Here is a 22636-nt window from a genome sequence, read left to right on the forward strand (position 1 = left end):
CGAGGCTCGATGCAACGTTCACTCACACGTGTCGATTTTGCCCCGGGGTTTCGGGCATATCTCCCGGCGGCCCGATCATAGAACGTCACCTCTCCCGATCGTACATTTGTGCGTACCAGAACGCGCGATCAGTCATCGGGTTCTGGCCGGCGGATGAACACTCACAGCTTGACCGCATGTCGGTCCATATTGGGAGAAATGCTATGAATGCAGTATCGCGACTCTCCGACCGCGATCGTTACGCCCGGTGCATTCGGGCCTCAAAGATGGTCAGTTGGGACATCGACCGTGACGTGATTGGAGGTCGCACCTTTGATACGTCCCAGAAATATCTACCCGACGGGCTCTCACTGGCTCCGAATTTCATCACGCTCTCCGAAAGCGAGAAGCGTTTCGTCAGCCAGATTCAGGGACGTACATATGCCAACGTGTTCGGACTGGTGGAGCGCTTCATCAACGCCAAGGTGCTGGAAGTCAGCCGTGACTACTGGCTCGGCGACCAGGTAGCGCTTGAGGCGTTGGTCCGATTCAGCGAGGAGGAACTCAAGCATCAGGCGCTGTTTCGTCGTATCGACGAGATGATCGGTGAAACCCTTCCCCCCGGCTATCACTTCGACGTCGATCCGGATGCCGTTGCCTCTGCAGTCCTCGGGAAAAGCACGTGGGCCGTATTGGCGCTGACGCTGCATATCGAACTGTTCAGCCAGCTCCACTACCGCCAGAGTATCGCGCCAGACGATCAGCTATCGGAGCTATTCAAGAACGTGTTCCTCTACCACTGGAAGGAGGAGAGCCAGCACGCCATCCTCGACGAGCTCGAATGGGTCCGTCACGACGCCACCATGACGGACGGTGGTCGCGACAAGGCTGTTGACGAGTTCATCGAGCTGGTTGCCTCGATCGACGGCATTCTGCAGGCGCAGGCCGCAGCCGACGCGCGTTACTTCGTGGCGAACTGCGGCCGCGCAGTCGACGAGGCGGAAACCCTGTTGATCGAAGCAAATTTCATCGAGGCTTACCGGTGGCAATACATCCACTCGGGTGTACGTCATCCCCACTTCGGAGAGGTGCTCCATAGCCTCATCTCCGAAGACCAGGGCGTGCGCATCGAGGCTGCGCTCGCCACGCTGCAATGAGATTTTCGGAAGCTGAACGATCTACGTATGTAAAGGAGATGGCATATGAATGCGAATGCACAGACCAACGAACCTAACATCGTTAACGGCATCAACGTCGACGACCTGTTCGGGATGATTGAAAGCGTCAAGGGCGATGCCTCGAACGCTACGACCAGCTGGCGCGTTGCTACGACCTGGCAAGGCCAGACCCGGACCCGTGCCGAGGTTGAAAGTTTCTCGATCGGTGGGCAGGAAGTGTCACGCCGGTTCATGATCGATATCGATGAGCCTCACGAACTCTGCGGCACGAATCAGTTTGCCAATCCTCAGGAACACCTGATCGCGGCGCTGAACGCCTGCATTGCAGTGGGTTACGTGGCGCAATGCGCTGTCCGCGGCATTACGCTCGAATCCCTTGAGATTGAGACTGAGGGCGATATCGACCTCAGGGGATTTCTTGGGCTCGACCCTCAGGTGGCAAACGGCTACGAGAGCCTGCGCTACACCGTTCACATCAAGGGCAATGGTTCTGAGCAACAATTCGCCGAAATTCACGACGCAGTAATGGCTACTTCTCCCAACGTCTACAACCTGGCGAACGCTGTCGCCTTGAAACCGACTCTCGTGATCGGGTGAACTTCGCGATATGGGCGCGGCGACCCGAATCGTTTCCGTCGCGCCGCCTTTTTGAAAACGGGAGGAAGTACCCGTAACACCGAGTCGATTGTTCACGTTCGCCGAAAACAGAAAGATTGCAGCGGATACGCGCCACTTTGGGCGACACGGCATCCGCTGCCTGCACGCGAAAAAGCGCGTAATGACGCGCGGCTTAGACCAGCGTCAGCTTGACGTCGATGTTGTTGCGCGTCGCGTTCGAATAAGGGCAGACGACGTGCGCCTTGTCGATCAGAGCTTGCGCCTCTGCGCGGTCCATGCCCGGCAACGAGATTTTCAGTTCGACTTCGATGCCGAAGCCATTGGGGATCTGTCCGATCCCGACGCTGCCGTCGATGGCGACGTCCTTCGGCAAGGCGATCTTGTCGCGCGCGCTAACGTGCTTCATCGCACCGATGAAGCACGCGCTATATCCCGCCGCGAAGAGTTGCTCGGGGTTCGTTCCGTCGCCGCCTGCGCCGCCGAGCTCCTTCGGCGTGGTCAGCTTGAGATCGAGGTTGCTCGCGGGGATCGTCGCGCGACCGTCGCGGCCGCCAGTGACGTGCGCTTGAGCACGATACAAGACTTTTTCAATCGACATTCGAGTCTCCTTTGCGTGTCAGGGTGGTCAACGACTTCCCGGCGCCGCAGCAAATTGAAGGCCGCACCGTGAAGCGTCCTGCACAAGCATACTCAAAGCGACGCGAACCCGCTCGGCGCAATTCGGATCGCTCGATCAGGCGACGCGCACCGGCATGGACGAGACGACTGTCCTGGTAGGCTAGCCGGCCGTGCGATTTCGAAAGCGCTAACGGGCGAGGCACGGCACTATTACCTCACGCGCGGAACGTCGGATCGAGCGCTACCGCGGATCGCATGCTGGCCGTAAGTTGTGCTCTCGAACGGTTCGCGTCAGGCGATACGCGGCGTTCCCAAGAACGCCAGGATTCCATGTACAGCGACTTCCGGTCGCCCCGGTCAAGGAGAAAAGAGATGCCTAAAGCGTTTGCGGTTCCTATTACTCCGCAAGGAAAGTCCGCACTGGCGACGCTGCCGCCATGGCACTATTCCAGCGACTGTCTCGCCATCGAATACTGGGCCGACCAGAAAGCGATCGCGGCGCTCCTGCCGCCAGGCCTTACGGCGGACGAGAAATCCGGCGGCCGGGCCTTCTTCTGGTTTCTGGATTGGCAGTTCACGGGTTCCAATGACGAATTGACGGACCCGGCCCGGTATCAATACCGCGAGGCTTTCGTTCTGGTCGAGGCGATCTTCGAAGGTGTTCCGGTCAACTACTGCCCGTACATCTTCGTCGACAACGACGCCGCCATCGCTCGCGGCTGGGCGCAGGGGTTTCCAAAGAAACTCGCCAGCGTCTACCAGACTCGCAGTTTCTCCGCGCCCAGTCTGGCCGCTGCGCCGCTTGCCAAAGGAAGTCGCTTCGGCGCCAGTGTGTCCGCGCACGGCGAACGGCTGGCGACCGCCCGTATCCAGCTCGAGGAACCTGTCGCCGACCCGGCGACAGTTTTCAACCGGCCTACCACGATGCGTCGTTACTTTCCTCAACTCGCAGCGGGACTTCAGGAGAAGCCACCGGTCGACGAACTCACCATGTCGCTCACGGACAATCTCGCCATCGTGGATGTCTGGACCGGGTCGGCGGAACTGAAGATTCCCGAGGTCGACGGCGAGGACATGCACCTGATTGCGCCCGTGCGCGTCGGGCGGGGTTATCGGCTCGGTATGGCGTACTCCGTGACCGACCTGCGCATTCTGAAGAACTACGCCGGATGATCGTCTCGACGGCCCCGTGAGTTAGCAAAGGCCCCGCTTATGTGGGCGGCCGTCAATGCGAATGCCCGCGAAACATCAGGATAGGAGTCGGTCTCATGCCGCTCTACACGTTGTTTACTCAGGGCGGCGCACTCAGCAGTGACGTTAAGGCCAAGCTCGCGATGGAACTGACGACCCTGCATTCCGGATATGCGGGTGTGCCGAAAAATTGGGTGCATGTCGTGTTTCAGGACTATGCGCCGGGCAGCGGGTTCACCGCCGGAGAACCCGCAGCAACTGCCGCGCTCACGCTTTTGATGCGGGCCGGCCGGCCACCTGAATATAAGCGCGCGAATTGATACAGCATCTTTGGAAACTGTTTCAGACCGCGACGGGAGCGCCCGATGACCAGATTGTCATCGGCATTCAGGACGTGCCGGCCAGTCAGGCGATGGAGATGGGGCAGGTCATGCCGGACATCGCGGACGAATAGGGGGAGGGCGAGGGCGCTAATGAACGTCTGCGCTAATTGATGAGCGGACATGTTGCTCGACGCTGAGAGAGGGCGGCGTTCATACCATCTATCCAGACTGGATGTGAACGCCTTTCCGCAAACGGACACTAGACTCGAACAACCCAGAAGCAGACTTTTACCTGTGCAAAACAGCCTTACGGTTGCTGGCACCCCTGCACAGCCAAACCCGCTCGTTAGACGAGTGCAATCTTGCCGGTGGCGAGGTCATACACGCCGCCAACAATGTCGATCTTCTTGCTCACGTAAAGTTTTTGGACGATCGGCGGTGAGCTCTTCAGTCGAGCCATCTGCCGTCGCACGTTCTCGGCGGCCGCGTTGTCCAGCAGGTTGCCGGTCTGCGTCTTCTCGGCGGCGATGACGGCCGGTTTGATCGCGTCGATGAGTCCCGGCAAATGGCCCGGAAGGACCGCCTTGGTCTTCAGCACTTTGATTGCGGCGTCGACCGCGCCGCATCCGGTGTGGCCTAGCACCATGATGAGCGGCACCCCCAGGAATTCGGCGCCGTATTCGAGAGAGGCAAGCAGATCCGGGTTTACGATGTTGCCCGCGACGCGTAAAACGAAGAGATCGCCCGGCCCCTGATCGAACGCGAACTCCGGCGCCACGCGCGAATCGGCGCAGCTCAGGATCGTGGCGATCGGATACTGCCCCTGCACACGGGCGGCGCGACCCGACGTAAAGTCGCGCTCGTTTGGCGTGTTGGCGGCGTAGCGCGCGTTGCCCTCCATTAGCCGCTTCAACGCGTCCGCAGGCGCGATCGAGTTCGGTGGTGGCGATGCGCCTGGCGCCGGCGGGTCGGCCGCGATGGCGACGCCCACGCTCCACGGCAGGAGCGCCGCGAGTGCGCCAGTCTTGAGGAAACCTCGGCGCGATACTTGAGGCTCGTGCTGCGCATCACCACACATGTCACACATTTGAATGCCTCCGTCATTGCTGGGCGCATCCGACCGCAAACAGGTGCCTTGCCGCATCACTACGCAACTGGCACACCGACCCCCTGCTATGTGCACCTCACGTGGTGGTCCAACACCACGCGGTAGATCAACTAACTTGCATAGGTTCGAGTCTATACCGTCGCCAGGCGCAGCGCCCGGCCCATCGCGCCGTGTATTGATGGGCGGGATGCCGTAGTGGCCTTGCGGTTTTAATGAAGGACTTTCAGCAGCCGCGCGGCGCCATGGCGTGGTTCGATGACCGTCACGCCGGTTTGAATCGATGCTTCTGCTCGGTTTTCGACCAGGGTACGATGGCCGACTCTTACGCCTTGCACGTCGGTGATGCTGTTGAATGGACCGGGCGTGCCGTGGCCAACTCGAACACCGATGTCCCTGATACCCATACCTTTCTCCTGTGTTGCTCACTGCGAGCAAGCCTGCCGGCACGCCTGCGCCGGGGTACTGAGATGGTAGGGTGGGGGCGACGACGGGTGAAAATCAGGCCGAACGGCTAGAACGATGGAGCGACCTACCCTTTTAGGGGTAGTGGGGGAAACTGACATGCAGCTTGATGTATCGGACGTTGCATTTCATCAGCGGCTTGGACGTCTGGTCGAAAAACTCGACGACAAACAGTTCTGGCATGCGCTGATTGACCTGTTGCGCAGAGTGGTCCACTTTGACAACTGGGTGGTGATAATCTTCTGGCCCAATGGGAAACCCCAGTTGATTGCGGAGATCCAGGCGCGCACGCCGAACGACGAATTGTTCAAAGGGTATTTGAACAGCGTCTATTTGCTAGACCCTTTCTATCAATTCAGCCTCGGCGCGATCAGCCCTGGCGTATATTGCCTGGACGAAGTGGCGCCCGATCACTTCCGGGAAACCGAATATTTTCGCCGTTATTTTTCGGTGAACGTGCTGGAAGACGAGGTGCAGCTTTTGGCCCCGCTGCCTTCGGGGGGAACGCTGTCTGTATCGTTGGGCAGTGAGCGCCGCTTTAGCTCGACTGAAATCGGGACCCTCTGTCTTTACGGCGCATGGTTACTTCCGTTGATGTGCCATGCTCTGTCGGCACAGACGGATGTGCTCCCGCCGCCGGTGAGTTCTGCTGCCGGAAGTGACCGGCGCCTTCACTTCGAACAGGCGTTGCGCAAGCGGTCGAATGCGCCGCTGACCAATCGCGAAATTGAAGTCGCGCTGATGATTCTTGCCGGTCATTCGACCAAAAATATGGCAAGGCTGCTTGGCGTGTCACCCGCCACGGCTAAGGTTCACCGCCGTAATCTTTACAAAAAGCTGGATATCTCATCCCAGTCGACGCTATTTCTGCTCATCATGGACGAAGAACCGGATGCTGGCTGATGCGATGACTGCCTTCGGCAGCGCCTCAAAAAATCCGGGCGTTCGGGGGAGGCAGGCGGGGCGTCGGATCGCCGTCGAGTCGATGACCCCACCGAACGCCGCGTCGGGATGATAATCGGTGAATCTTAGGTGTCGAGGGCGCGGTTGTTCCACCGCGCGATAAGAATCTCGTAGGACGAGACGGACCGCACACATGAAGCGATTTTTCGTTTGCTGCGACGGCACCTGGAACTCGGATAGCGACGAGTTTCAAGGGGTGCCTGTTCCAACCAATGTCGTTCGCTTTTTCAACGCATTGAGTGAGCGCGGCGACGATGGCGTCGAGCAACTCCGGTACTACCACGTCGGCATTGGCGCCAACGAAGGCCGGATTCGTCGCCTCGTAGACGGGGCGCTAGGCTTGGGCCTCTCCCGAGACATTCGAACCGCGTACAAGTGGCTGTCAGACCACTACGAAGAGGATTCTGAAATCTTTGTAATTGGCTTCTCTCGTGGCGCGTTCACCGCTCGAAGCCTGGTGGGCATGCTTCACCGTTGTGGTCTTCCTCGCAAGGCAACCTGGGCACTGGTAAAGCAGGCATGGAGCCTGTACCGGCTCGACCCAAAAATACCGGAAAACGTCAGCCGGCAGGAACAGTTCCGCCTCGCGCATGGCAAACCGCCTCCCATTCGCTTCCTGGGGGTGTGGGAGACGGTGGGCGCTCTCGGGATCCCCGAAATTGTGGACTTTTTCGGCTTGGGGAGAATGCGCTTCGAATTCCATGACACGACGCTTTCGCCAGAAGTTGAACGCGCGGTACATGGCCTTGCCATTGATGAGCAGCGGAACAATTTTCTTCCAACGTTGTGGACGGAAGCGGATGGCTGCGACCCGGTACGCGTGACGCAAGTGTGGTTCCCTGGTGTGCACGCTGACGTTGGCGGCGGCTACAAGGAGACCGGGCTTTCTGATGCCACACTCAAATGGATGATTTCCGAGGCTGCGCAGTGCGGTGCGGTGTTTGAATCAGACATGTTGAACCAGATAGCCGATGCGGACCCGTTGTCGCCATCTGCAGTACATGGCGTCCTCCACAACTCACTCACAGGCTTTTACAGGAGAATCGGCTTTCGGCCGCGGCCCTTTCCGTATCTGGTGAAGGCTTCACGACGATGCTCCGAATCGGTATCGGAGCTAGCCTTGGCACGCCAGGCCAGTCCGCCAATCTTTCAGGCTCCCTATCGACCGAACATAGACCCCGCGGCGGCGGTCCAGGTGCGGGTTTTCGCCAGCACGTTGTGGAACTGGACAGGTATTTTCATGAAGGAGGGGGTGCGCTACCGGTTCAAGGTGCCTGAAGGTCAAACGTGGCTGGATGGGGACAGTGCATCGGGCGCGGAGGGAGTGCCAGGTAACTGGAAGCAACGCCTGTTTGCATGGCCCAAGCGGGTCAGGGGCGCGAACTGGTTCGAACTCTGCGGTGCAATCTCCTATCCAGGGCAACCGGGCGAGGCAGGCGTGTCACCTCAGCCCTTCTACTTCAGAATTGGTCGAGAGGTGGAGATCAAGGCTCCTCAGTCGGGTTACCTGTATTGCTTTGCCAACGATGCCAGCTGGGCCTATTGGAATAATCACGGAAGTCTGCGGGTCGAAATTGTCGAATCAGACGGCATGCCGGCTGGCAAGGGGGCTGCATATGCGCCTTCAGGCGATGACCTGACTGCGCCTGCAACAGCACCCGGAGGTTCTGGAGCAGGTCAACCATCATGACGCCATGAGCAACCAATCTTCCAGCCCCGCATCCGGGCAACCCGACAGTGTCTCAGCGTGGAGCCTGATCAGACCGTACTGGGTCTCCGAGGAACGCAGAACCGCGTGGGGCTTGCTGATCACGATCATTGTCATGGACCTGTTTCTGGTCGGGATCAACGCCCGGTTGAACACGTGGAACCGCGATTTCTACAACGCCCTGGAAGGCAGGAACGTGCACGAATTCCCGCAGCTGATGCTGTTTTTCAGCGCGCTCGCGTTCGCGTTCGTCGCGATTTCCGTCCTTAATCGCTATCTGCGCCAGATGCTTGGCTTCCGATGGCGCCAGTGGCTGACCACGCGCTATCTGCAGGAATGGCTGGCCGACGGCACTTTCTACCGCATCGAGCGCGATCGCCTCACCGACAACCCTGATCAGCGGATCGCCGTCGACCTCGAGTCATTCGCCAACACCACGCTTTCACTCACACTCGATCTGCTCTCGACGCTCGAAACACTTGTCTGGTTCTCGACCGTCCTATGGGGCACGGCGGGCGCATTGGCAGTCGTGATTGGCGGCACGCCCGTGCAGATTCCTGGCTACATGCTCTGGGCCGCCATCGTCTATGCGATTGCCGGCTCACTCCTGACAAACAAGGTCGGTCACCCGCTTGTGTCGATCAACTACCAGTTGCAGCGCGTCGAGGCGGATTTCCGGTTCGGCCTGATCCGTCTGCGCGAAAACGCCGAGCAGATTGCGTTCTACGACGGTATGCGAGCCGAGGAATCGACCGCCCATGACCTGTTCGGCCGGATTCGCGAAAACTGGTGGCGCGTGATGAAGTACACGCGGCGCTACAGCTTCGTGCTCAATTTCTACGGTCAGATCGCCGCCATCTTTCCGATCGTCGTGGCCTCGCCCCGTTATTTCGCCGGTTTGCTCAGTTTCGGCACACTGATGCAAATTGCCGACGCATTCGGTTCGGTTAGCGACTCGCTGTCGTGGTTCATCAACAATTACGACACGCTTGTCCAATGGCGCGCAACGGTCAACCGTCTGCGCGAGTTCCGGCGCGTCATGCAGCTGCCTCATCTGAAGGAGTCCGTGTTGCCCGCCACCGAGCATGGCGGCATCAACCTGCACTACGTTGATGAGAGCCAACTCGCCACGCGCAACCTCACGCTTGCGCTGCCCAACGGCGAGACGCTCGCGAGCGTGCGCGACATCGTCGTCAAGCCCGGTTCGCGCTGGCTCGTGCGCGGGCCGTCCGGCTCGGGCAAGAGCACGCTGTTGCGCGCGCTGGCGGGTCTCTGGCCGTTCGGAAACGGCTCCATCGACGCACCTGTGAACGCGCGCATGATGTTCATCCCGCAGCAGAGCTACCTGCCGGTTGGCACCTTGAAGGCTGCGCTCACCTACCCCGCGGCGGCCGCCAACTTCAGCGACGAGGAATGTTGCGAGGTGCTGCGTCAGTGCCGGCTTGAGGGCTACGTTGACCGATTGCACGAATCCGACCATTGGTGGCGCATTCTTTCTCCCGGCGAGCAGCAGCGGCTAGCGGCCGCGCGCGTGCTGCTGCAAAAGCCTGACTACGTGTTCCTCGACGAAGCAACGAGTGCGCTCGACACTGAGAACGAAGCGCATCTGTATCGCCTGTTGACCGAACGACTGCCGAAAGGGGCGATTGTCAGTGTCACGCACCGCAATTCGCTTGCAGAGTTCCACCAGGAGACCCTCGATATCGCGCGTCCGCACGAGCACACAGTGGCATAAACATGGCCGCTGTCGACGTGACCGTTTGACCGTGGAGATGGCGCTGTGAACCAGCATGCAGCGCATGCGAGGGACCATCAAGCACAATCAGGGCAACTACCGTCATCCGTCATAATGTCGATCGTCGATAACCATGACTGTTATCGGCCTCCAGATCGAGCGCACAGAGCAAGCTTGCGATCCTTTCATCGGGCTTGTGGCCGGATGGAGTAACGTATTAGGGACTCAATTTTTCGCCAGGTCAAAATGAGCTTTGAGGCGCTTATGTCCACGGACGCAGACACAAATACGGACGAACTCGTCGCCGGAATCGCAGATCGCATGGTCGAGGAAGGCCGGAAAGTCTCCCCAGTGACCATTTGGCCGGAGATCCCTGGCGAGTCGATTGTTGCCATTGCGGCAGCTTTGCAACGCTGGCGCGAGGCGCGGCAGCCCGTCACGCCCCACGTGCAGGTCCAGGCCGGGTTACCGGAGCACATTGCGGAAACCATGATGAGCGCCGCGGATCGGCTCTGGATGGCCGCCCAAGGCGAAGCCGGCAGGGCGGTCAGTCAGCACCTGAGTGCCGTGAACCAGCACCTCGACACTGCCCGCACGGAACGGGACGAGGCGCTTGCCGAGTATCAGAAGACGGTGGCAGAAGTCGAAACCGGCCGTAGGCGGCATATTGCTCTGACGAGTGCGCTCAGCGCCTCCGAGGAGGCGTGCGCGCGTCTCACGGCGCAACTCGCCACAGCGACCGGCCGAGCCGAAGCTGCCGAGGTGCGCGTGGAGGAACTGGCGCAGCGCGTGTCGGTGGAAGAGGCTGCTCTGGAGCACACGAAGGCGGAGCTCGATGAGGAACGCAAGACGCGTGAAGCGTTGGCCGCCGTTGCCTCAGACCAAAACGACGAAATAGCACGGTTGAAGCAGGAGCTCGACGAGGCGCGGCAGGAGATCGGCTCGTTGGGCTACGACTGTCAGGCGAAGTCGGCGGAAGCGGATAGAGCGTTGCAGGAGGCTAGCGAGGCTTCATCGCGCGCAGAAGCCGCCACGGCGCAGGCGAACGAGAGCCTCGCGCGGGCCGCTGTGCTGGAGGCTGAGCGGGATGAGGCGCGCTTTGCGCTCGAAGCAGAGCGCCAGACGAGCGCAGCGCGGAGCGAGGAAGCGGCGATTCAGTTCGACGAATTGCAGCGCGTTAGTCGGGAACTTGAGGCGGCGCGGGAGCAGGTCGGCGCTGTGACTGAGGCGAAGGCGGCTATGAGCGCTGAGCTGGCTCAGGTGTCGCACGACGCGTCTGTCGCGAACGCTGAACTGGCCCGGCTCTCGCAAGACGCGTCTGCCGCGAGCGAGCGGGCAGAGGCGGCCGAACAGCGAGCGGCGACATTGGAGCAGCGTGTCGTAGAGGTCGAGCAGGCGAAGTTGGCCGAAGTGGAGCGATGGTCGCAGGAAGCCAGCGCGGCTTCATCGCGGGCAGAAGCCGCTGCGGCGCAGGCGAACGAGAGCCTCGCGCGGGTCGCTGCGCTCGAGGCTGAGTTGGATGAGGCGCGTACTGTGCTTGCAGCAGAGCGCCAGACAAGCGCGACGCGGAGCGAGGAGGCGTCGGTCCAGCTCAACGAACTGCAGCGCGTCGGTCGGGAGTTCGAGGAGACGCGCATCGCGCTCGAAGCAGAGCGCCAAACTAGCGCAACGCGGAGCGAGGAGGCGTTGGTCCAGCTCAACGAACTGCAGCGCGTCGGTCGGGAACTTGAGGAGACGCGCGTCGCGCTCGAAGCAGAGCGCCAGACAAGCGCAACACGGAGCGAGGAAGCGTTGGTCCAGCTCAATGAACTGCAGCGCGTCGGTCGGGAACTCGAGGAGACGAGGGAACAGGTCAGTGTCTTGACCGCGGCGAAAACGGCCGCGATCGCTGAACTGGCCCAGGTTTCGGAGAACGCGTCTGCCGTGAGCGCTGAACTCGCGCAGGTCTCGCAAGACGCGTCTGCCGCGAAGGAGCGGGCAGAGGCCGCCGAACAGCGTGCGGCGACGTTGGAGCAGCGCCTCGCAGAAGCCGAGCAGGCGAAGTCACTCGAAGCGGAACGATGGGCGCAGGAATCCAGTGCGGCTTCATCGCGCGCAGAAGCTGCCACGGCGCAGGCGAACGAAAGCCTCGCGCGGGTCGCTGCGATTGAGGCGGAACTCGATGAGGCTCGCACTGCGCTCGCTGTAGAGCGCCAGACAAGCGCAGTGCGGAGCGAGGAAGCATCGGCCCAGCTCAACAAACTGAAGCGCGTCGCCCGGGAACTTGAGGAGGCGCGGAACGCGCTCGAAGCAGAGCGCCGGACAAGCGCAGAGCGGATCGAGGAAGCGTCGATTCAGCGCAACGAACTGCAAGGCGTCACCCGAGAACTCGAGGCTGCGCGCGACCAGGTCAACGTCATGACTAAGGCGAAAGCCGCCGCGATCGCTGAACTGGCCAAGGTTACACAGGACGCGTCTGCCGCGAAGGAACGCGCAGAGGCCGCCGAACAGCATGCGGCGACATTGGCGCAGCGCGTCGCAGAAGTCGAGAGGGCTCGCGCGGAAGAAGCGCGACGCAACCATCAACTTGCGATTCAAGCGAGCGAATCTGCGACGGCGGAAGAAGTCGCCGAGTTACACCGCCAGATCTCGGCTCAGGCCAAAGCGCATGAGAAGGCCTTTACCGAACTTCGCACGATTGCTGAACAGTGGGTGGCGCACGCCAAGGACCTTAAAGAGCGACTTGGTTCGGCAAACGAGAAGCTATTGTTTATCGACTCACGCAGCACAGGAGAAGTGGCGCTCATCCGGAAGCTTTCGGCTGAACTTGAGCGCCTCAAGCCAGATAGTGAGTTGATATCCCGGGACACGCAGCAAAAGCTGATCGGGGCGACGATGGCCGAGCGACTTTCGCAGAAGGGTTATCGGTATGACCCGACGACGGCGGTTATGTCGAAAGTAGAGCGGTGATGTGCGTGTGTCTCGGTTCGAGGGATGGCGTTGCTATTGCGGGGAAGGGAGGCGGTGCAGTGGCCGCCTCCGGTAGCGGTTTTTTCGCGCTCTGTTCTGCTTGGCCACTTGTTGACGCGGCACGTTGGCCGCGTTGATCGGTTAGTGCTTCACGGGGACCGGTTGCTGCTGAGCGTCTGCTTCTGCGCTCGTCGCGGCTTTGGCTTAACGTTCGCTTGCGCGGGCTGGGCTTCGTGGTTGCCGGCGGTTCTGTCGTTTCCTTCGTTGCTATTTTTGATGCCTCTGCAAGAAGGCGCGCAGCACGGTTCGCGGTGATGCGGCTTTGAGGGACGCCCTTCGCATCGAGCGCGATCACCTGGTACAGCTCACGGTCACACTCCAGCTCCTGCTGATATTGCTCCGCCGTGTCGACAAGCAGTTCAAGCATGGTCTGCTGACGCCGTCTTTCGTCGCTCGTGATGGCAGGATTCCTACACATTGAGGATGCAAGTGTGATCAGTGTGTTGAGTTGGCTCAACTGCCGGTTGCAGAGATCGAAGGTGGAGAGCGCAAGCTTTTCGTACTGGAGCGCGTCGACAGGCGGGCGTGAAGCGGGTTGAGTTTGTTTTGTAGGTTTGCTGCTCATGGTGCGACCTCCCTGGTACATCTCGGATCGCCCGACACTCACTTGAGGAAGTGGGTGAGCGGGCACGTGGCGGGTTTGGAAGACCGGGTCAGAAACATGCCGGCGAGCCTCGCGGCTCCCCCACCACAGCCCGCCCATTGAAAACAACAGACGTGCAGAGGTAGACGCACGACCCGCGCGAGCGGGTGTGCGGTTTCTGACTTCAGGCTTCCACACCTGACCGCCGGGTGTTTCCCGATGGCTTGGTGATTATAAATCAAGGCAGCGGCGTAGCGTTCAACCAGGCGGGCTAAGTGTTTGCGTTTGGCCGATTGGATAAGACTTCGATGGGGATTGTTGTCGCGAATTCGGAGGCCGCAGAGGGCGCCCGCGGTTAGTCGTCTCTACGTCGACAGTCAGCACGCAGGCTATCTGGGTTTCGTCAGTGGCTGAACTTCGCAGCTGATGGTGGTTCATCGGCCTTTGCGGACGGTGGCCGATTAGGAACGTGCGACCGTTCGAGGTCGCTTTGCCGCCATTCTCGACTGGGTGTCGGCGAGTGTTAGCTTTCGTTATTGGCGAATGAGTCTTCTCGACCCTCAACAGCCCTTCAGCCTGATGCTCGTGAACGGGCCGTAGCTCAAACCTTTTTCGGACATTCCGCGGTGTCGGAGTTGCGGTTCGTCGATGATTTCCGGTTCTGAACCGGCGACGGCAAAAAAACAAATCACATCTCGATCGAAACTACCAAGGGCCTGCGAGCTCCAGCGGCTTGCATGAGAAGGTCTGCCCGACGCCAATTGCTTTCGGTTCGAGGAGGCCGATAGACAGGTGATTTGACTGAAATGACCGGCACCCCAGACTTTTTCCCGGCACGATGTTTCGCACAAGACCAAGGCTTTCCAATTCATTAGTCGCCCCCGAACTTAAGGTGTATCCCGCCGATGCCCATCCCCGCCATCCTCCAAGCAGGCTTGCAACTGCCGGTGATCGCCGCGCCGATGTTCCTCGTGTCGGGAACGAAGCTGGTGATTGAAACCTGCAAGCAAGGCATCATCGGCACGTTGCCGGCCCTCAATGCACGACCATCGAGTCAGCTCGACGATTGGCTTCATGAAATCGAGAACGCGCTTGAGGGCCAGCATGCCGCGAAATTCGGCGTCATGATCCCGGTACATAAATCGAACAAGCGTCTCGATCAAGACCTTGACATCGTGATTCGCCATAAAGTGCCGCTTGTCATCACAGCCGCAGGCCATCGCCCAGATGTAATCGCGGCCGTGCATGCCTACGGCGGGGTTGTATTCCATGACGCCATCCACATGAAGCACGCCATGAAGGCTGCCGAGGCGGGAGTGGACGGAATCATCCCGATCTGCGCGGGCGGCGGTGGCAACGCCGGGACTATCAATCCCTTTACTTTCATCAGCCAGTTACGCGCGAAATTTGATGGCACCATCGTCCTCGGCGGGGCACTGGGTCACGGCCGCCACGTTCGGGCTGCCAGATTGCTTGGAGCCGATCTCGCGTACATGGGGACGCGTTTCATTGCGACCGAAGAGGCAAATGCCGCCCCGCGTTTCAAGCAGATGATCCTCGATGCGGAATCAACTGATGTGATCTACACCAACAAGGTGACGGGCATTGGCGCCAGCTTTTTGCGCGAGAGCTTGGTCAAGGCTGGCTTGGACTGGAATGAGGGTGCGCACATCCCTTCTGCTACGGTTGAAAACGAAGAAGAAATGATTGCGTGGCGCGACATCTGGTCTTCCGGTCAGGGCGTTGGCCTGATACACGACGTCCCGACGGTAGCCGACCTCGCACATCGTCTGAAAACTGAATTCGCTGAAAGTCTCGAAGCTTGATGCGATGAGCCAGAAACTGAGCAACTGCCATGACCACCACCATTGAAGCAACCTTGACTCAAGGCGTATTGCATCTAGTCTTCACGACTGAGAGTGGTCTCAATACCATGGACGACCCTTGGTTCGTATCGCTTGAATCGCAGTTGCATCGCGCAGCCGTCGATAAGACGGTGCGTGCCGTGTTGCTCTCCGGTCGCGGCAAGTTGTTTTGTGCGGGTGCGAACTTGCCCGGGATGAGTACGAGCGCTCTGAATCAAGGATTTGACGGCTCACCGCTGGCGAACCTAACCGAGTGTTTGGTCGCTTTCCCTAAGCCGTTAATAGCAGCCGTGCATGGCAAGGCAATCGGTGGTGGCGCGACCCTGTTGCTGCATTGCGATTTGGTGGTGGCCGCTGTCGACACTCAATTCTGCTTCCCGTTCACAAGTAGCCTCGCCGCCGTCCCGGAATTTGGGTCGAGCTTTCTCCTGCCCCGCGCTGCAGGATCGCGATTAGCGAGCGAACTACTGCTTCTTGGCAACGTTTTCGATGCGCACAAGGCATTGCGGGCCGGGTTAGTGACTGAGGTGGTGCCGACGGGTGACGAATTAACCCTGGCACGGGAATGGGCCGAACATTTGGCATCGATGGCGCCGGCCTCGGTCCAAACGACCAAACGTCTGTTGCGCGAAGCGCAGCACGACGGCGTGTCAGCGGCCGTCTCGCGAGAGGGCGAAGCGTTGGTAAAAGTGCTCGGTAGCGGTGAAGCACGTGAGGCCCTAGCTGCCTTTGTCGAGAAGCGTCGCCCGGACTTCTCCTCATTTCACTAAACAAATACAGTCCCCTGCTTTTGGGAGGACCCACCCAACGGGCGGGCAGCGGTGATGCGCGTCTCGTACCAGCCAATCAGCCGGCGTGCCCCCGCGCTTTGGGCGGAGGCAACGGAGATTTCGTCTTTGCCAGAACTATGTCGAACTACTGCGGCTATGTATCTGGAACCGGTCGTTCCCAATGCGGGTTTTCTGCGGTGTGAGTGACGGAAGCTGGCCGAGTCCAGCCTGAAATCGACTAGGCCGAACGTAACGCCGCCGACCAGAAGCCGACGGTCGTTCGCCTTGGCTACCACCGCAGAAAAGCGGTCGCTTTACGCTGACGCTGAGCCGCAGACGGAGGTTCGCTTGCGGACGGCGGCTCGAGCGCCCGGCTGGACGGCAACTCGGCGGTTCCGTATGCGGCCTTCACTTCCGCGCTTGCCAAACCGACTCACTCCAGGTCGGTGCCGCTGCGCGGATAATGTCGAGGACATCTGGCGGGACATCGCCCGCGCCGGTGAGTTGGCGCACCTCCAGTACATCATCCGCGCCGAGACCGGATGGCGCGCGCAATGCCCAGGAAATCGCCTCCTCAAGCGATCCAACGTCGATGATGTAAAAGCCACCGACCAGTTCCTTGGACTCGGCAAACGGACCATCAACGATGTAGCGCTTCCCCTTGCTAACCGCAATTCGCGCTCCGGGCGCTGCTGGGTTCAAGCCTTCGGAAGCCACCAGGACACCGGCCTTGTGCATCTCTTCGTTGAACCGCATGTACGCTGTGAGGAGGGCCTCGTCCAAACCGCCGCCGGCATGCGGCTCGTCGTTGTCTGCGCTTGCTTGGGCTGTGATGATAAATCGCATCGTCGTTCTCCTGAGTTGAATGGTGCTTCAGGACCACGACGAACGAAGGGCTGTCGAATCGACACTTTGCGGCCGATTTCGATGATTCGTATCGCAGCCCGCGCGAGGCCGATGACGAGCGCCTCTGTAAGACTTGAAATCATCGGGATCCCAGCATATCCGAAAGAAGACTTTCACGACGGGCAGCGGGTTGCCAAACGCGGGCGAATGCCAAACCGGCGTTGCGGCGCGCCTGTCATCGATCTGCGTCCGGCGCCAGCCGACCCGTTGCGGCCGGTGATCGCTGTGAGGTTCCGATGGCCGCTTGCAAGGCACAACGGCCCGTCCTTCTTTGCGTTCTTAGGGTGGGTTTCAACCTTTGCCTACATTGCCATATCGGTCCCGCTCCGGTCGGCTAGTGGCTGCGTTGCTCCCGTTGAACCATGCCGGCACAAAGCCGCCGTTTGCGCATGGAGAACGTTTTCGATTGGGGGCTTACGGCGAAGGGCTTAGAGCGTACAGTTTAACGATTGGGAACCAAACCTTATCGGATTTGAGGATGGCAACTCTTCAGCCATTTGCACAGAATATCTGGACCGCATTGGCCCCGCATTCTTTCGTTGGTTTACATATCGGCACGCGCTTGACGGTCATCCGGCTGTCGTCGGGCAAGCTGTTGTTGCATTCGCCGATCCCGTTGAGCATCGAAGTACGCTCCGCAATAGATGCCTTGGGGCCCGTCGCGCATATCGTTTGTCCGAATCTCTTTCATCACATGTATGCTGCAGAAACTGCGGCAGCCTATCCGCGGGCGATGCTACACGGCCCGGCGGCCTTGCAACGCAAGCGAAAAGACCTTCGCTTCGACGCGGTGCTGACGGATCAGCCTCATCCGGACTGGCGCGGCGACCTGGAACTGCTAACGATCGAAGGCTGTATTCTGGGCGAGACGGTTTTCTATCATCCGGCCACGCGCACGCTGATCGCCTGCGATCTGGTGGAGAACTTTCATCAGTCGCCTCACTGGCTGACACGCAATTACCTGCGCCTGGGCGGAATCCTCGGTCGTGTCAGCTGGCATCCGCTACTGCGCATGGCGTATCGCGACCGCAAACGCGCACGCGCCTGCATCGACACCCTGCTCGCCTGGCCGTTCGAACGCGTCGTGCTCGCACATGGCGATCTCTTGACAGACGACGCCCACGCCTTGGTCCGTGAGGGCATGGCATGGCTCTAATCGTGCATCGCTCGGCACCGGTCAACCGGAATTCAGACGGACTCGAATGAGGAAAGGCTCACCCCTTACTCCAACATTCGCGGTTACTACCTGTACAGGCCGGCGACCTCACGACAAGATCCACGTGGCGAACGTTCGCAGCCTTGGGGGCGGAACCGACGCTCGCATATCCGTAACACCGCACCTGCGAGTGGCGCTTCGGCACTAGATCCACTTGGGCAACTAAGGCACAGTGCCTGAAATGCGGAAGCATTCTTACCTACAGCATGACCATGCGGCCCGGTGAACAGACCGGCAATCCACCGCGGCCGCAACGTCACATCGATGGCTAACAGCAAAAAGCCCGCTGGCGTTCGCTCAGCGGGCTTCATTGTTGGTTGCGGGGGCAGGATTTGTCACCCGGAGACAGGTCTGGCTGCATTCTATAGACGTGCCGACCGGACGCCCACGGCGCGCTAGGCCCGTTGGCGCGCCGGCGCTGCCGCGCTGACATTTGACCGGGGCTGCGCAGCCGGTCGTGCTGCGCAGCTTCTCTGCCTTGGTTGAAATTGTGCTTGCTCGCGTGCGCTGTATAGAAACACAGTAGCAGCCAGAGCCGCGTTCCGCCCCCATCTGTACGACGACCCTGACGACGCAGTCCGCACTATCACGCGCGCGACAATACGGCCGCGCCAGGGAAAACACCTACAATCCGTAAGATCGAAACTCAATTTACCGACCGCGGCCAAGCGCTCTGATCTTCGAGTCGCGCAGCCCCCACCCGACAGGGCTTTCACGCCGAATGCAATTAACGACGGAAATCAAGTACATATATAAAACATTGCGCTCGCCGTTGATGAAATCTAACTCTGAACGCCCGCACTTGCGGGCGTCGTCATTTGCGAGGGCGGCATTATGAGTTTCGGCGAGAACGTGCGGCATGTTCGTCTGCTCCTTGGATGGAAGCGTGGCGACCTCGTAGACCGACCTGGTCCAAAGGCCAAAGGGAGGGATCGGGCAAAACTTGGACAACAGGTTTATCAACTTGAGCGGCGCGCGTCGCGTCACTCGGAACTGCTGTTGCCACTCGCAGATGCATTCGGGATCGCGCCCGATCTTCTGCTTAACCGAGACCTGACCAGTCTCACGCTCGCCGAAATGCGGCTGCTCAGGGAGGATGCAGCCGCCCCGGTCCCGAACGACCTGTTAGTTCTGGCCGAACGGTTCGTGCTGGCGACAGACGGAACTCGCACAATGATTGAGAAAATCGTCGCCGCAGACCGTGACAACGCTGCCGTCGTCAGGCGACTGTCGATCATCGTCGATGTTTATCTGGACGATGTCCGGGCGCGCCGCAGGTGAATCGGACTATTCATGCGGGCGCGCGCCACGCGCGCCCGTGCGTTGGTGGCTGTATCAGAGCCATCCTTCTATAAAGACGGGCTGTGCTTTCCCGGACGGCAAGTCATGCGGATGTGGCACGCGTCCAGCGGGCTCTTTTTTTGCCCATGTTGGCGAAATCCTACGGATCGATGCGCGGCGCATCGCTTATTCATAGGACAAATCTGAAAGTATGGTTTCTTGACACTTCTTGACGGACTTTTTCAACCCAACCCCGAAAAATTGACGGATTGTTTACCGCGGGGTTGTGTCGATGAATCGTCGTTACCGGTTGGTCTATAGTCGCGCGCGCAACATGCTCGTCGCCGTTGAGGAAACGGCGATGGCTGCGGGCAAGGCTGGAGAAACGCGTGCTACGGGGCGCGCGCCGCTTTGCTCTGCCATTCGCGTGACGCTGTGCCGTTTTCTGCCTGCGGCGCTGCTGGCGCTCGCGCCAATGCTTACGTTCGCGCAGATCGTCTCGGGCGGCGCGCACGCGCCTGGCGTCATCCAGACACCCAACGGACTCGATCAGGTCAACATCAACCGGCCTTCCGGCGCGGGCGTTTCGGTCAACACATACAACCGCTTTGACGTGCAGTCGAAAGGCGCAATTCTCAACAACTCGCCGACCATCGTCCAGACGCAACAGGGCGGCACCATCAACGGCAACCCAAACTTTGCAGCGGGCCAGTCGGCGAAGATCATCGTCAACCAGATCAACAGCGCAAGCGCTTCGCAGTTGAACGGGTTTCTCGAAACTGCTGGCAATCGCGCGGAAGTTATCATCGCCAATCCGTCAGGTATATCTGTCAGCGGCGGCGGGTTTATCAATACGAGTCGGGCAATTCTGACGACAGGTACGCCGAACTATGCGGCCGATGGCTCGGTCTCGGGCTTCAACGTCACGGGTGGCAACATCACGGTCAGCGGCGCGGGTCTGAACGCATCGAACGTGGACCAGGTGGACTTTCTGGCCCGCGCGGTGCAGGCGAATGCAGCGATCTACGCGAAGAACCTGGATGTCGTCACGGGCGCGAACAGCGTCGATCACAACACGCTTTCGGCGACGCCGATTGCAGGCGACGGCCCCGTGCCGGGTGTCTCCATCGACGTGAGCAATCTCGGCGGAATGTATGCGAATCGCATCGTTCTCGTGGGCACAGAGGCAGGTGTGGGTGTTTCGCTCAAGGGCGTCGTAGGAGCGAATGCCGGCGACCTTGTTCTGACTACACAGGGCAAACTGGAACTGGCGAGTCAGGCGAGCGCAAGCGGCAACATAAGCGCGAGCGCGCGCGACGGCATCGACAACAGCGGTACGACCTACGCGCAACAGAACGTCAACCTGAACACGACCGGCGTGCTGACCAACAGCGGCATGATCGCCGCGCAGCAGAACACGACCGTCAGCGCGGGCGCGGTGAATGCGACGGGCACGTTCGCATCTGGCGTAAATGGCGACGGCTCGCTGGCGCAGTCCGGCGACCTAAACGTGAACGCTTCAGGCGGGGTCGCGGCGAACGGCCGCAATGTGGCGGGCGGCAATGCGCCATTTGCTGGTTCGAATCCGGGCGGATATCAGGCTGCGCCGGCCGACATCCGCAACTACTCGCTCCCGAGCTACGAATCCAGTTTCGTTGCGGGCGGCACGCTATCGGGCTCGGGCATCAGCATCGACAACACGGCGGGTAACGCAGGCATTCCTTCGCTGGGTCTCGCACCCGGTCAGGCAGTGTCCGGCGTGAGCGTGAGTGGCCTGAGCGGTAACGCGAGCGGCGCGAAGTCCGGCGCGGCGTCGGTGAGCGGTGGCGCGGGTATGGTGAATCCGACGATCGCGAGCGCGACCGCGCAGAACGTGCTGCAAAACCTGACTGTTCCTCAAGGCGGCCTGTTCAGTCCGGCAACCGCGCCGGGATCGTCCTGGCTGGTTGAAACGAATCCGGCCTTCACGAACCAGAAGACGTTCATTTCGAGCGATTACTATCTGCAACAGCTTGGCCTGAATCCGCAGACGACCGAAAAGCGTCTCGGCGATGGCTTCTACGAGCAGCAGCTTGTGCGCAACCAGATTACGTCGCTCACCGGCAAGGCCGTGCTCGGTCCGTACACCGATCTTCAGTCGATGTACCAGGCGATGCTTGCCGCGGGCGCCTCGCTGTCGCAATCGCTGAATCTCCCGCTCGGTATGAGCCTGTCGCCTGAGCAGGTGGCGGCGCTCACGAGCAACGTCGTCATCATGCAGACCGAGATTGTCGACGGCCAGTCCGTGCTCGTGCCGGTCGTCTATCTCGCGAAGGCGAGCCAGCAGAACATGAACGGTCCGTTGATCGCGGCGACCGACATCGACATACAGAACGCGCAGACCTTCACCAACAGCGGCACGGTGCAGGCGGGCAATACGCTGTCGATCCAGGGCAACCAGATCAGCAACGCCTTCGGCACGCTGCAAAGCGGCGGCCTGATGTCGCTGACGACGAAGGGCAGCGTCGACCTGACGTCTGCGACCGTGAACGCCGGCAGCCTGGCGCTGAACGCGGGCGGCGACCTGCTGCTGAATACGGCGGTGAAGACCGTTGACCAGGTGAGCGCGACGGGTGCAACGCGCACCACGACCACGCTCGGCCCCATCGTCAACCTGAACGTTGCCGGCAATGCGGCCATTGTGACCGGCGGCAACTTCGAGCAGAACGCGGGCAACCTGAACGTCGGCGGCAACCTCGGCATGGCGGTCGGCGGCAACTACGATATCGGCTCGGTGCAGACCGGCGAGCACAAGATCGTTTCGGGCGCGAACGGCGTATCGAACACCAGTATCAACCAGACAACCGGCAGTTCCGTGAGTGTTGGCGGCGTGTCACAGATCGGCGTCGGCGGCGACCTGACGGCGACTGGCGCAAACATCAACCTCGGCGGCGGCGGTGTTGTCGCGGCGAACGGCAATGTGATGCTCCAGGCGGCGAAGGCGACTTCGACCGTCGATAGCAACAGTTCGGGCAGCGACAGTCACGGCAGCTACTCGGAGTCGCTGCACAGGTCCGACGACACGCTGACCGCGACGACGCTCAATGCGGGCAACTCCCTGACCGTGGCAAGCCGGATATCGGC

At 60.4% G+C, this 22636-nt stretch carries 16 protein-coding genes and 3 pseudogenes; 14 read left to right on the forward strand and 5 right to left on the reverse strand.

What is annotated here, in order from left to right; genetic code table 11:
• The first annotated feature begins 203 nt into the window (after positions 1-203).
• Complete coding sequence (locus HHL24_RS01195) at positions 204-1136, forward strand: hypothetical protein (RefSeq protein ID WP_169483541.1); 933 nt, start codon at positions 204-206, stop codon at positions 1134-1136.
• A 45-nt stretch (positions 1137-1181) separates the two neighbouring features.
• Complete coding sequence (locus HHL24_RS01200; protein ID WP_169483542.1) at positions 1182-1754, forward strand: OsmC family protein; 573 nt, start codon at positions 1182-1184, stop codon at positions 1752-1754.
• Positions 1755-1947: 193 nt separating this feature from the next.
• On the opposite strand, the gene HHL24_RS01205 is transcribed toward HHL24_RS01200, so the two are convergent.
• Positions 1948-2373, reverse strand: coding sequence for an organic hydroperoxide resistance protein (locus tag HHL24_RS01205; RefSeq protein ID WP_169483543.1), 426 nt, complete (start codon positions 2371-2373; stop codon positions 1948-1950).
• A gap of 350 nt (positions 2374-2723) precedes the next feature.
• Between HHL24_RS01205 and HHL24_RS01210 the strand changes: the two genes are divergently transcribed.
• The 3 genes from HHL24_RS01210 to HHL24_RS01220 all read left to right on the forward strand — a co-directional run bounded on the left by HHL24_RS01210 (position 2724) and on the right by HHL24_RS01220 (position 4038).
• Positions 2724-3566, forward strand: a complete 843-nt coding sequence (locus tag HHL24_RS01210) for an acetoacetate decarboxylase family protein (protein ID WP_230417288.1) — start codon at positions 2724-2726, stop codon at positions 3564-3566.
• 95 nt (positions 3567-3661) lie between these two features.
• Positions 3662-3904: a tautomerase family protein gene (locus HHL24_RS01215; protein WP_169483544.1), complete on the forward strand. Its 243-nt coding sequence runs from the start codon at positions 3662-3664 to the stop codon at positions 3902-3904.
• On the forward strand, positions 3901-4038 hold the full coding sequence (locus HHL24_RS01220) for a hypothetical protein (RefSeq protein WP_169483545.1): 138 nt from the start codon (positions 3901-3903) through the stop codon (positions 4036-4038). The genes HHL24_RS01215 and HHL24_RS01220 overlap by 4 nt, the downstream gene beginning before the upstream one ends.
• A 215-nt stretch (positions 4039-4253) precedes the next feature.
• Here HHL24_RS01220 and HHL24_RS01225 read toward each other — a convergent pair whose 3' ends face one another.
• Complete coding sequence (locus tag HHL24_RS01225) at positions 4254-4808, reverse strand: carbonic anhydrase (protein WP_329606562.1); 555 nt, start codon at positions 4806-4808, stop codon at positions 4254-4256.
• A 437-nt stretch (positions 4809-5245) separates the two neighbouring features.
• Positions 5246-5419, reverse strand: a pseudogene (locus tag HHL24_RS01230) (P1 family peptidase); the annotation flags it as partial.
• A gap of 157 nt (positions 5420-5576) precedes the next feature.
• Here HHL24_RS01230 and HHL24_RS01235 point away from each other — a divergent pair.
• From HHL24_RS01235 to HHL24_RS01250, 4 genes are all read left to right on the forward strand, one after another.
• Entirely contained in the window at positions 5577-6380 is an 804-nt protein-coding gene (locus HHL24_RS01235; RefSeq protein WP_169483547.1) for a helix-turn-helix transcriptional regulator, read from the forward strand.
• A gap of 193 nt (positions 6381-6573) precedes the next feature.
• Positions 6574-8130, forward strand: coding sequence for a DUF2235 domain-containing protein (locus HHL24_RS01240; protein ID WP_169483548.1), 1557 nt, complete (start codon positions 6574-6576; stop codon positions 8128-8130).
• Between the two features lie 4 nt (positions 8131-8134).
• Positions 8135-9883: an ABC transporter ATP-binding protein/permease gene (locus tag HHL24_RS01245; RefSeq protein ID WP_169483549.1), complete on the forward strand. Its 1749-nt coding sequence runs from the start codon at positions 8135-8137 to the stop codon at positions 9881-9883.
• A gap of 264 nt (positions 9884-10147) precedes the next feature.
• Positions 10148-12832, forward strand: a complete 2685-nt coding sequence (locus HHL24_RS01250; protein ID WP_169483550.1) for a DNA-binding protein — start codon at positions 10148-10150, stop codon at positions 12830-12832.
• Positions 12833-13088: 256 nt separating this feature from the next.
• Here HHL24_RS01250 and HHL24_RS01255 read toward each other — a convergent pair.
• Positions 13089-13457: pseudogene (locus tag HHL24_RS01255) on the reverse strand (hypothetical protein); the annotation flags it as partial.
• A gap of 923 nt (positions 13458-14380) precedes the next feature.
• Here HHL24_RS01255 and HHL24_RS01260 point away from each other — a divergent pair.
• Together HHL24_RS01260 and HHL24_RS01265 are read left to right on the forward strand one after the other, a co-directional pair.
• On the forward strand, positions 14381-15301 hold the full coding sequence (locus HHL24_RS01260) for an NAD(P)H-dependent flavin oxidoreductase (protein ID WP_169483551.1): 921 nt from the start codon (positions 14381-14383) through the stop codon (positions 15299-15301).
• 29 nt (positions 15302-15330) lie between these two features.
• Entirely contained in the window at positions 15331-16110 is a 780-nt protein-coding gene (locus HHL24_RS01265) for an enoyl-CoA hydratase/isomerase family protein (protein ID WP_169483552.1), read from the forward strand.
• Positions 16111-16518: 408 nt separating this feature from the next.
• Here HHL24_RS01265 and HHL24_RS01270 read toward each other — a convergent pair whose 3' ends face one another.
• Positions 16519-16956, reverse strand: a complete 438-nt coding sequence (locus tag HHL24_RS01270) for a YciI family protein (protein WP_169483553.1) — start codon at positions 16954-16956, stop codon at positions 16519-16521.
• Positions 16957-17422: 466 nt separating this feature from the next.
• Between HHL24_RS01270 and HHL24_RS01275 the strand changes: the two genes are divergently transcribed.
• The 3 genes and pseudogenes from HHL24_RS01275 to HHL24_RS44725 all read left to right on the forward strand — a co-directional run.
• Positions 17423-18172 (forward strand): DUF4336 domain-containing protein, encoded by a 750-nt coding sequence (locus HHL24_RS01275; protein WP_206002657.1) that lies wholly within the window; start codon positions 17423-17425, stop codon positions 18170-18172.
• An 894-nt stretch (positions 18173-19066) separates the two neighbouring features.
• Positions 19067-19513, forward strand: a complete 447-nt coding sequence (locus tag HHL24_RS01280; RefSeq protein ID WP_169483554.1) for a hypothetical protein — start codon at positions 19067-19069, stop codon at positions 19511-19513.
• A 292-nt stretch (positions 19514-19805) separates the two neighbouring features.
• A pseudogene (locus HHL24_RS44725) lies at positions 19806-22625 on the forward strand (two-partner secretion domain-containing protein); the annotation flags it as partial.
• Positions 22626-22636 lie beyond the last annotated feature (11 nt).

The organism is Paraburkholderia polaris (assembly GCF_012927345.1).
Classification (GTDB): domain Bacteria; phylum Pseudomonadota; class Gammaproteobacteria; order Burkholderiales; family Burkholderiaceae; genus Paraburkholderia; species Paraburkholderia polaris.

Excerpts from the sequence above, each read along its gene's own strand:
- HHL24_RS01195 (WP_169483541.1), top strand. The coding sequence starts at position 204 with ATGAATGCAGTATCGCGACTCTCCGACCGCGATCGTTACGCCCGGTGC.
- HHL24_RS01200 (WP_169483542.1), top strand. The coding sequence starts at position 1,182 with ATGAATGCGAATGCACAGACCAACGAACCTAACATCGTTAACGGCATC.
- HHL24_RS01205 (WP_169483543.1), bottom strand. The coding sequence starts at position 2,373 with ATGTCGATTGAAAAAGTCTTGTATCGTGCTCAAGCGCACGTCACTGGC.
- HHL24_RS01210 (WP_230417288.1), top strand. The coding sequence starts at position 2,724 with ATGTACAGCGACTTCCGGTCGCCCCGGTCAAGGAGAAAAGAGATGCCT.
- HHL24_RS01215 (WP_169483544.1), top strand. The coding sequence starts at position 3,662 with ATGCCGCTCTACACGTTGTTTACTCAGGGCGGCGCACTCAGCAGTGAC.
- HHL24_RS01225 (WP_329606562.1), bottom strand. The coding sequence starts at position 4,808 with ATGGAGGGCAACGCGCGCTACGCCGCCAACACGCCAAACGAGCGCGAC.
- HHL24_RS01235 (WP_169483547.1), top strand. The coding sequence starts at position 5,577 with ATGCAGCTTGATGTATCGGACGTTGCATTTCATCAGCGGCTTGGACGT.
- HHL24_RS01240 (WP_169483548.1), top strand. The coding sequence starts at position 6,574 with ATGAAGCGATTTTTCGTTTGCTGCGACGGCACCTGGAACTCGGATAGC.
- HHL24_RS01245 (WP_169483549.1), top strand. The coding sequence starts at position 8,135 with ATGAGCAACCAATCTTCCAGCCCCGCATCCGGGCAACCCGACAGTGTC.
- HHL24_RS01250 (WP_169483550.1), top strand. The coding sequence starts at position 10,148 with ATGTCCACGGACGCAGACACAAATACGGACGAACTCGTCGCCGGAATC.
- HHL24_RS01260 (WP_169483551.1), top strand. The coding sequence starts at position 14,381 with ATGCCCATCCCCGCCATCCTCCAAGCAGGCTTGCAACTGCCGGTGATC.
- HHL24_RS01265 (WP_169483552.1), top strand. The coding sequence starts at position 15,331 with ATGACCACCACCATTGAAGCAACCTTGACTCAAGGCGTATTGCATCTA.
- HHL24_RS01270 (WP_169483553.1), bottom strand. The coding sequence starts at position 16,956 with ATGCGATTTATCATCACAGCCCAAGCAAGCGCAGACAACGACGAGCCG.
- HHL24_RS01280 (WP_169483554.1), top strand. The coding sequence starts at position 19,067 with ATGAGTTTCGGCGAGAACGTGCGGCATGTTCGTCTGCTCCTTGGATGG.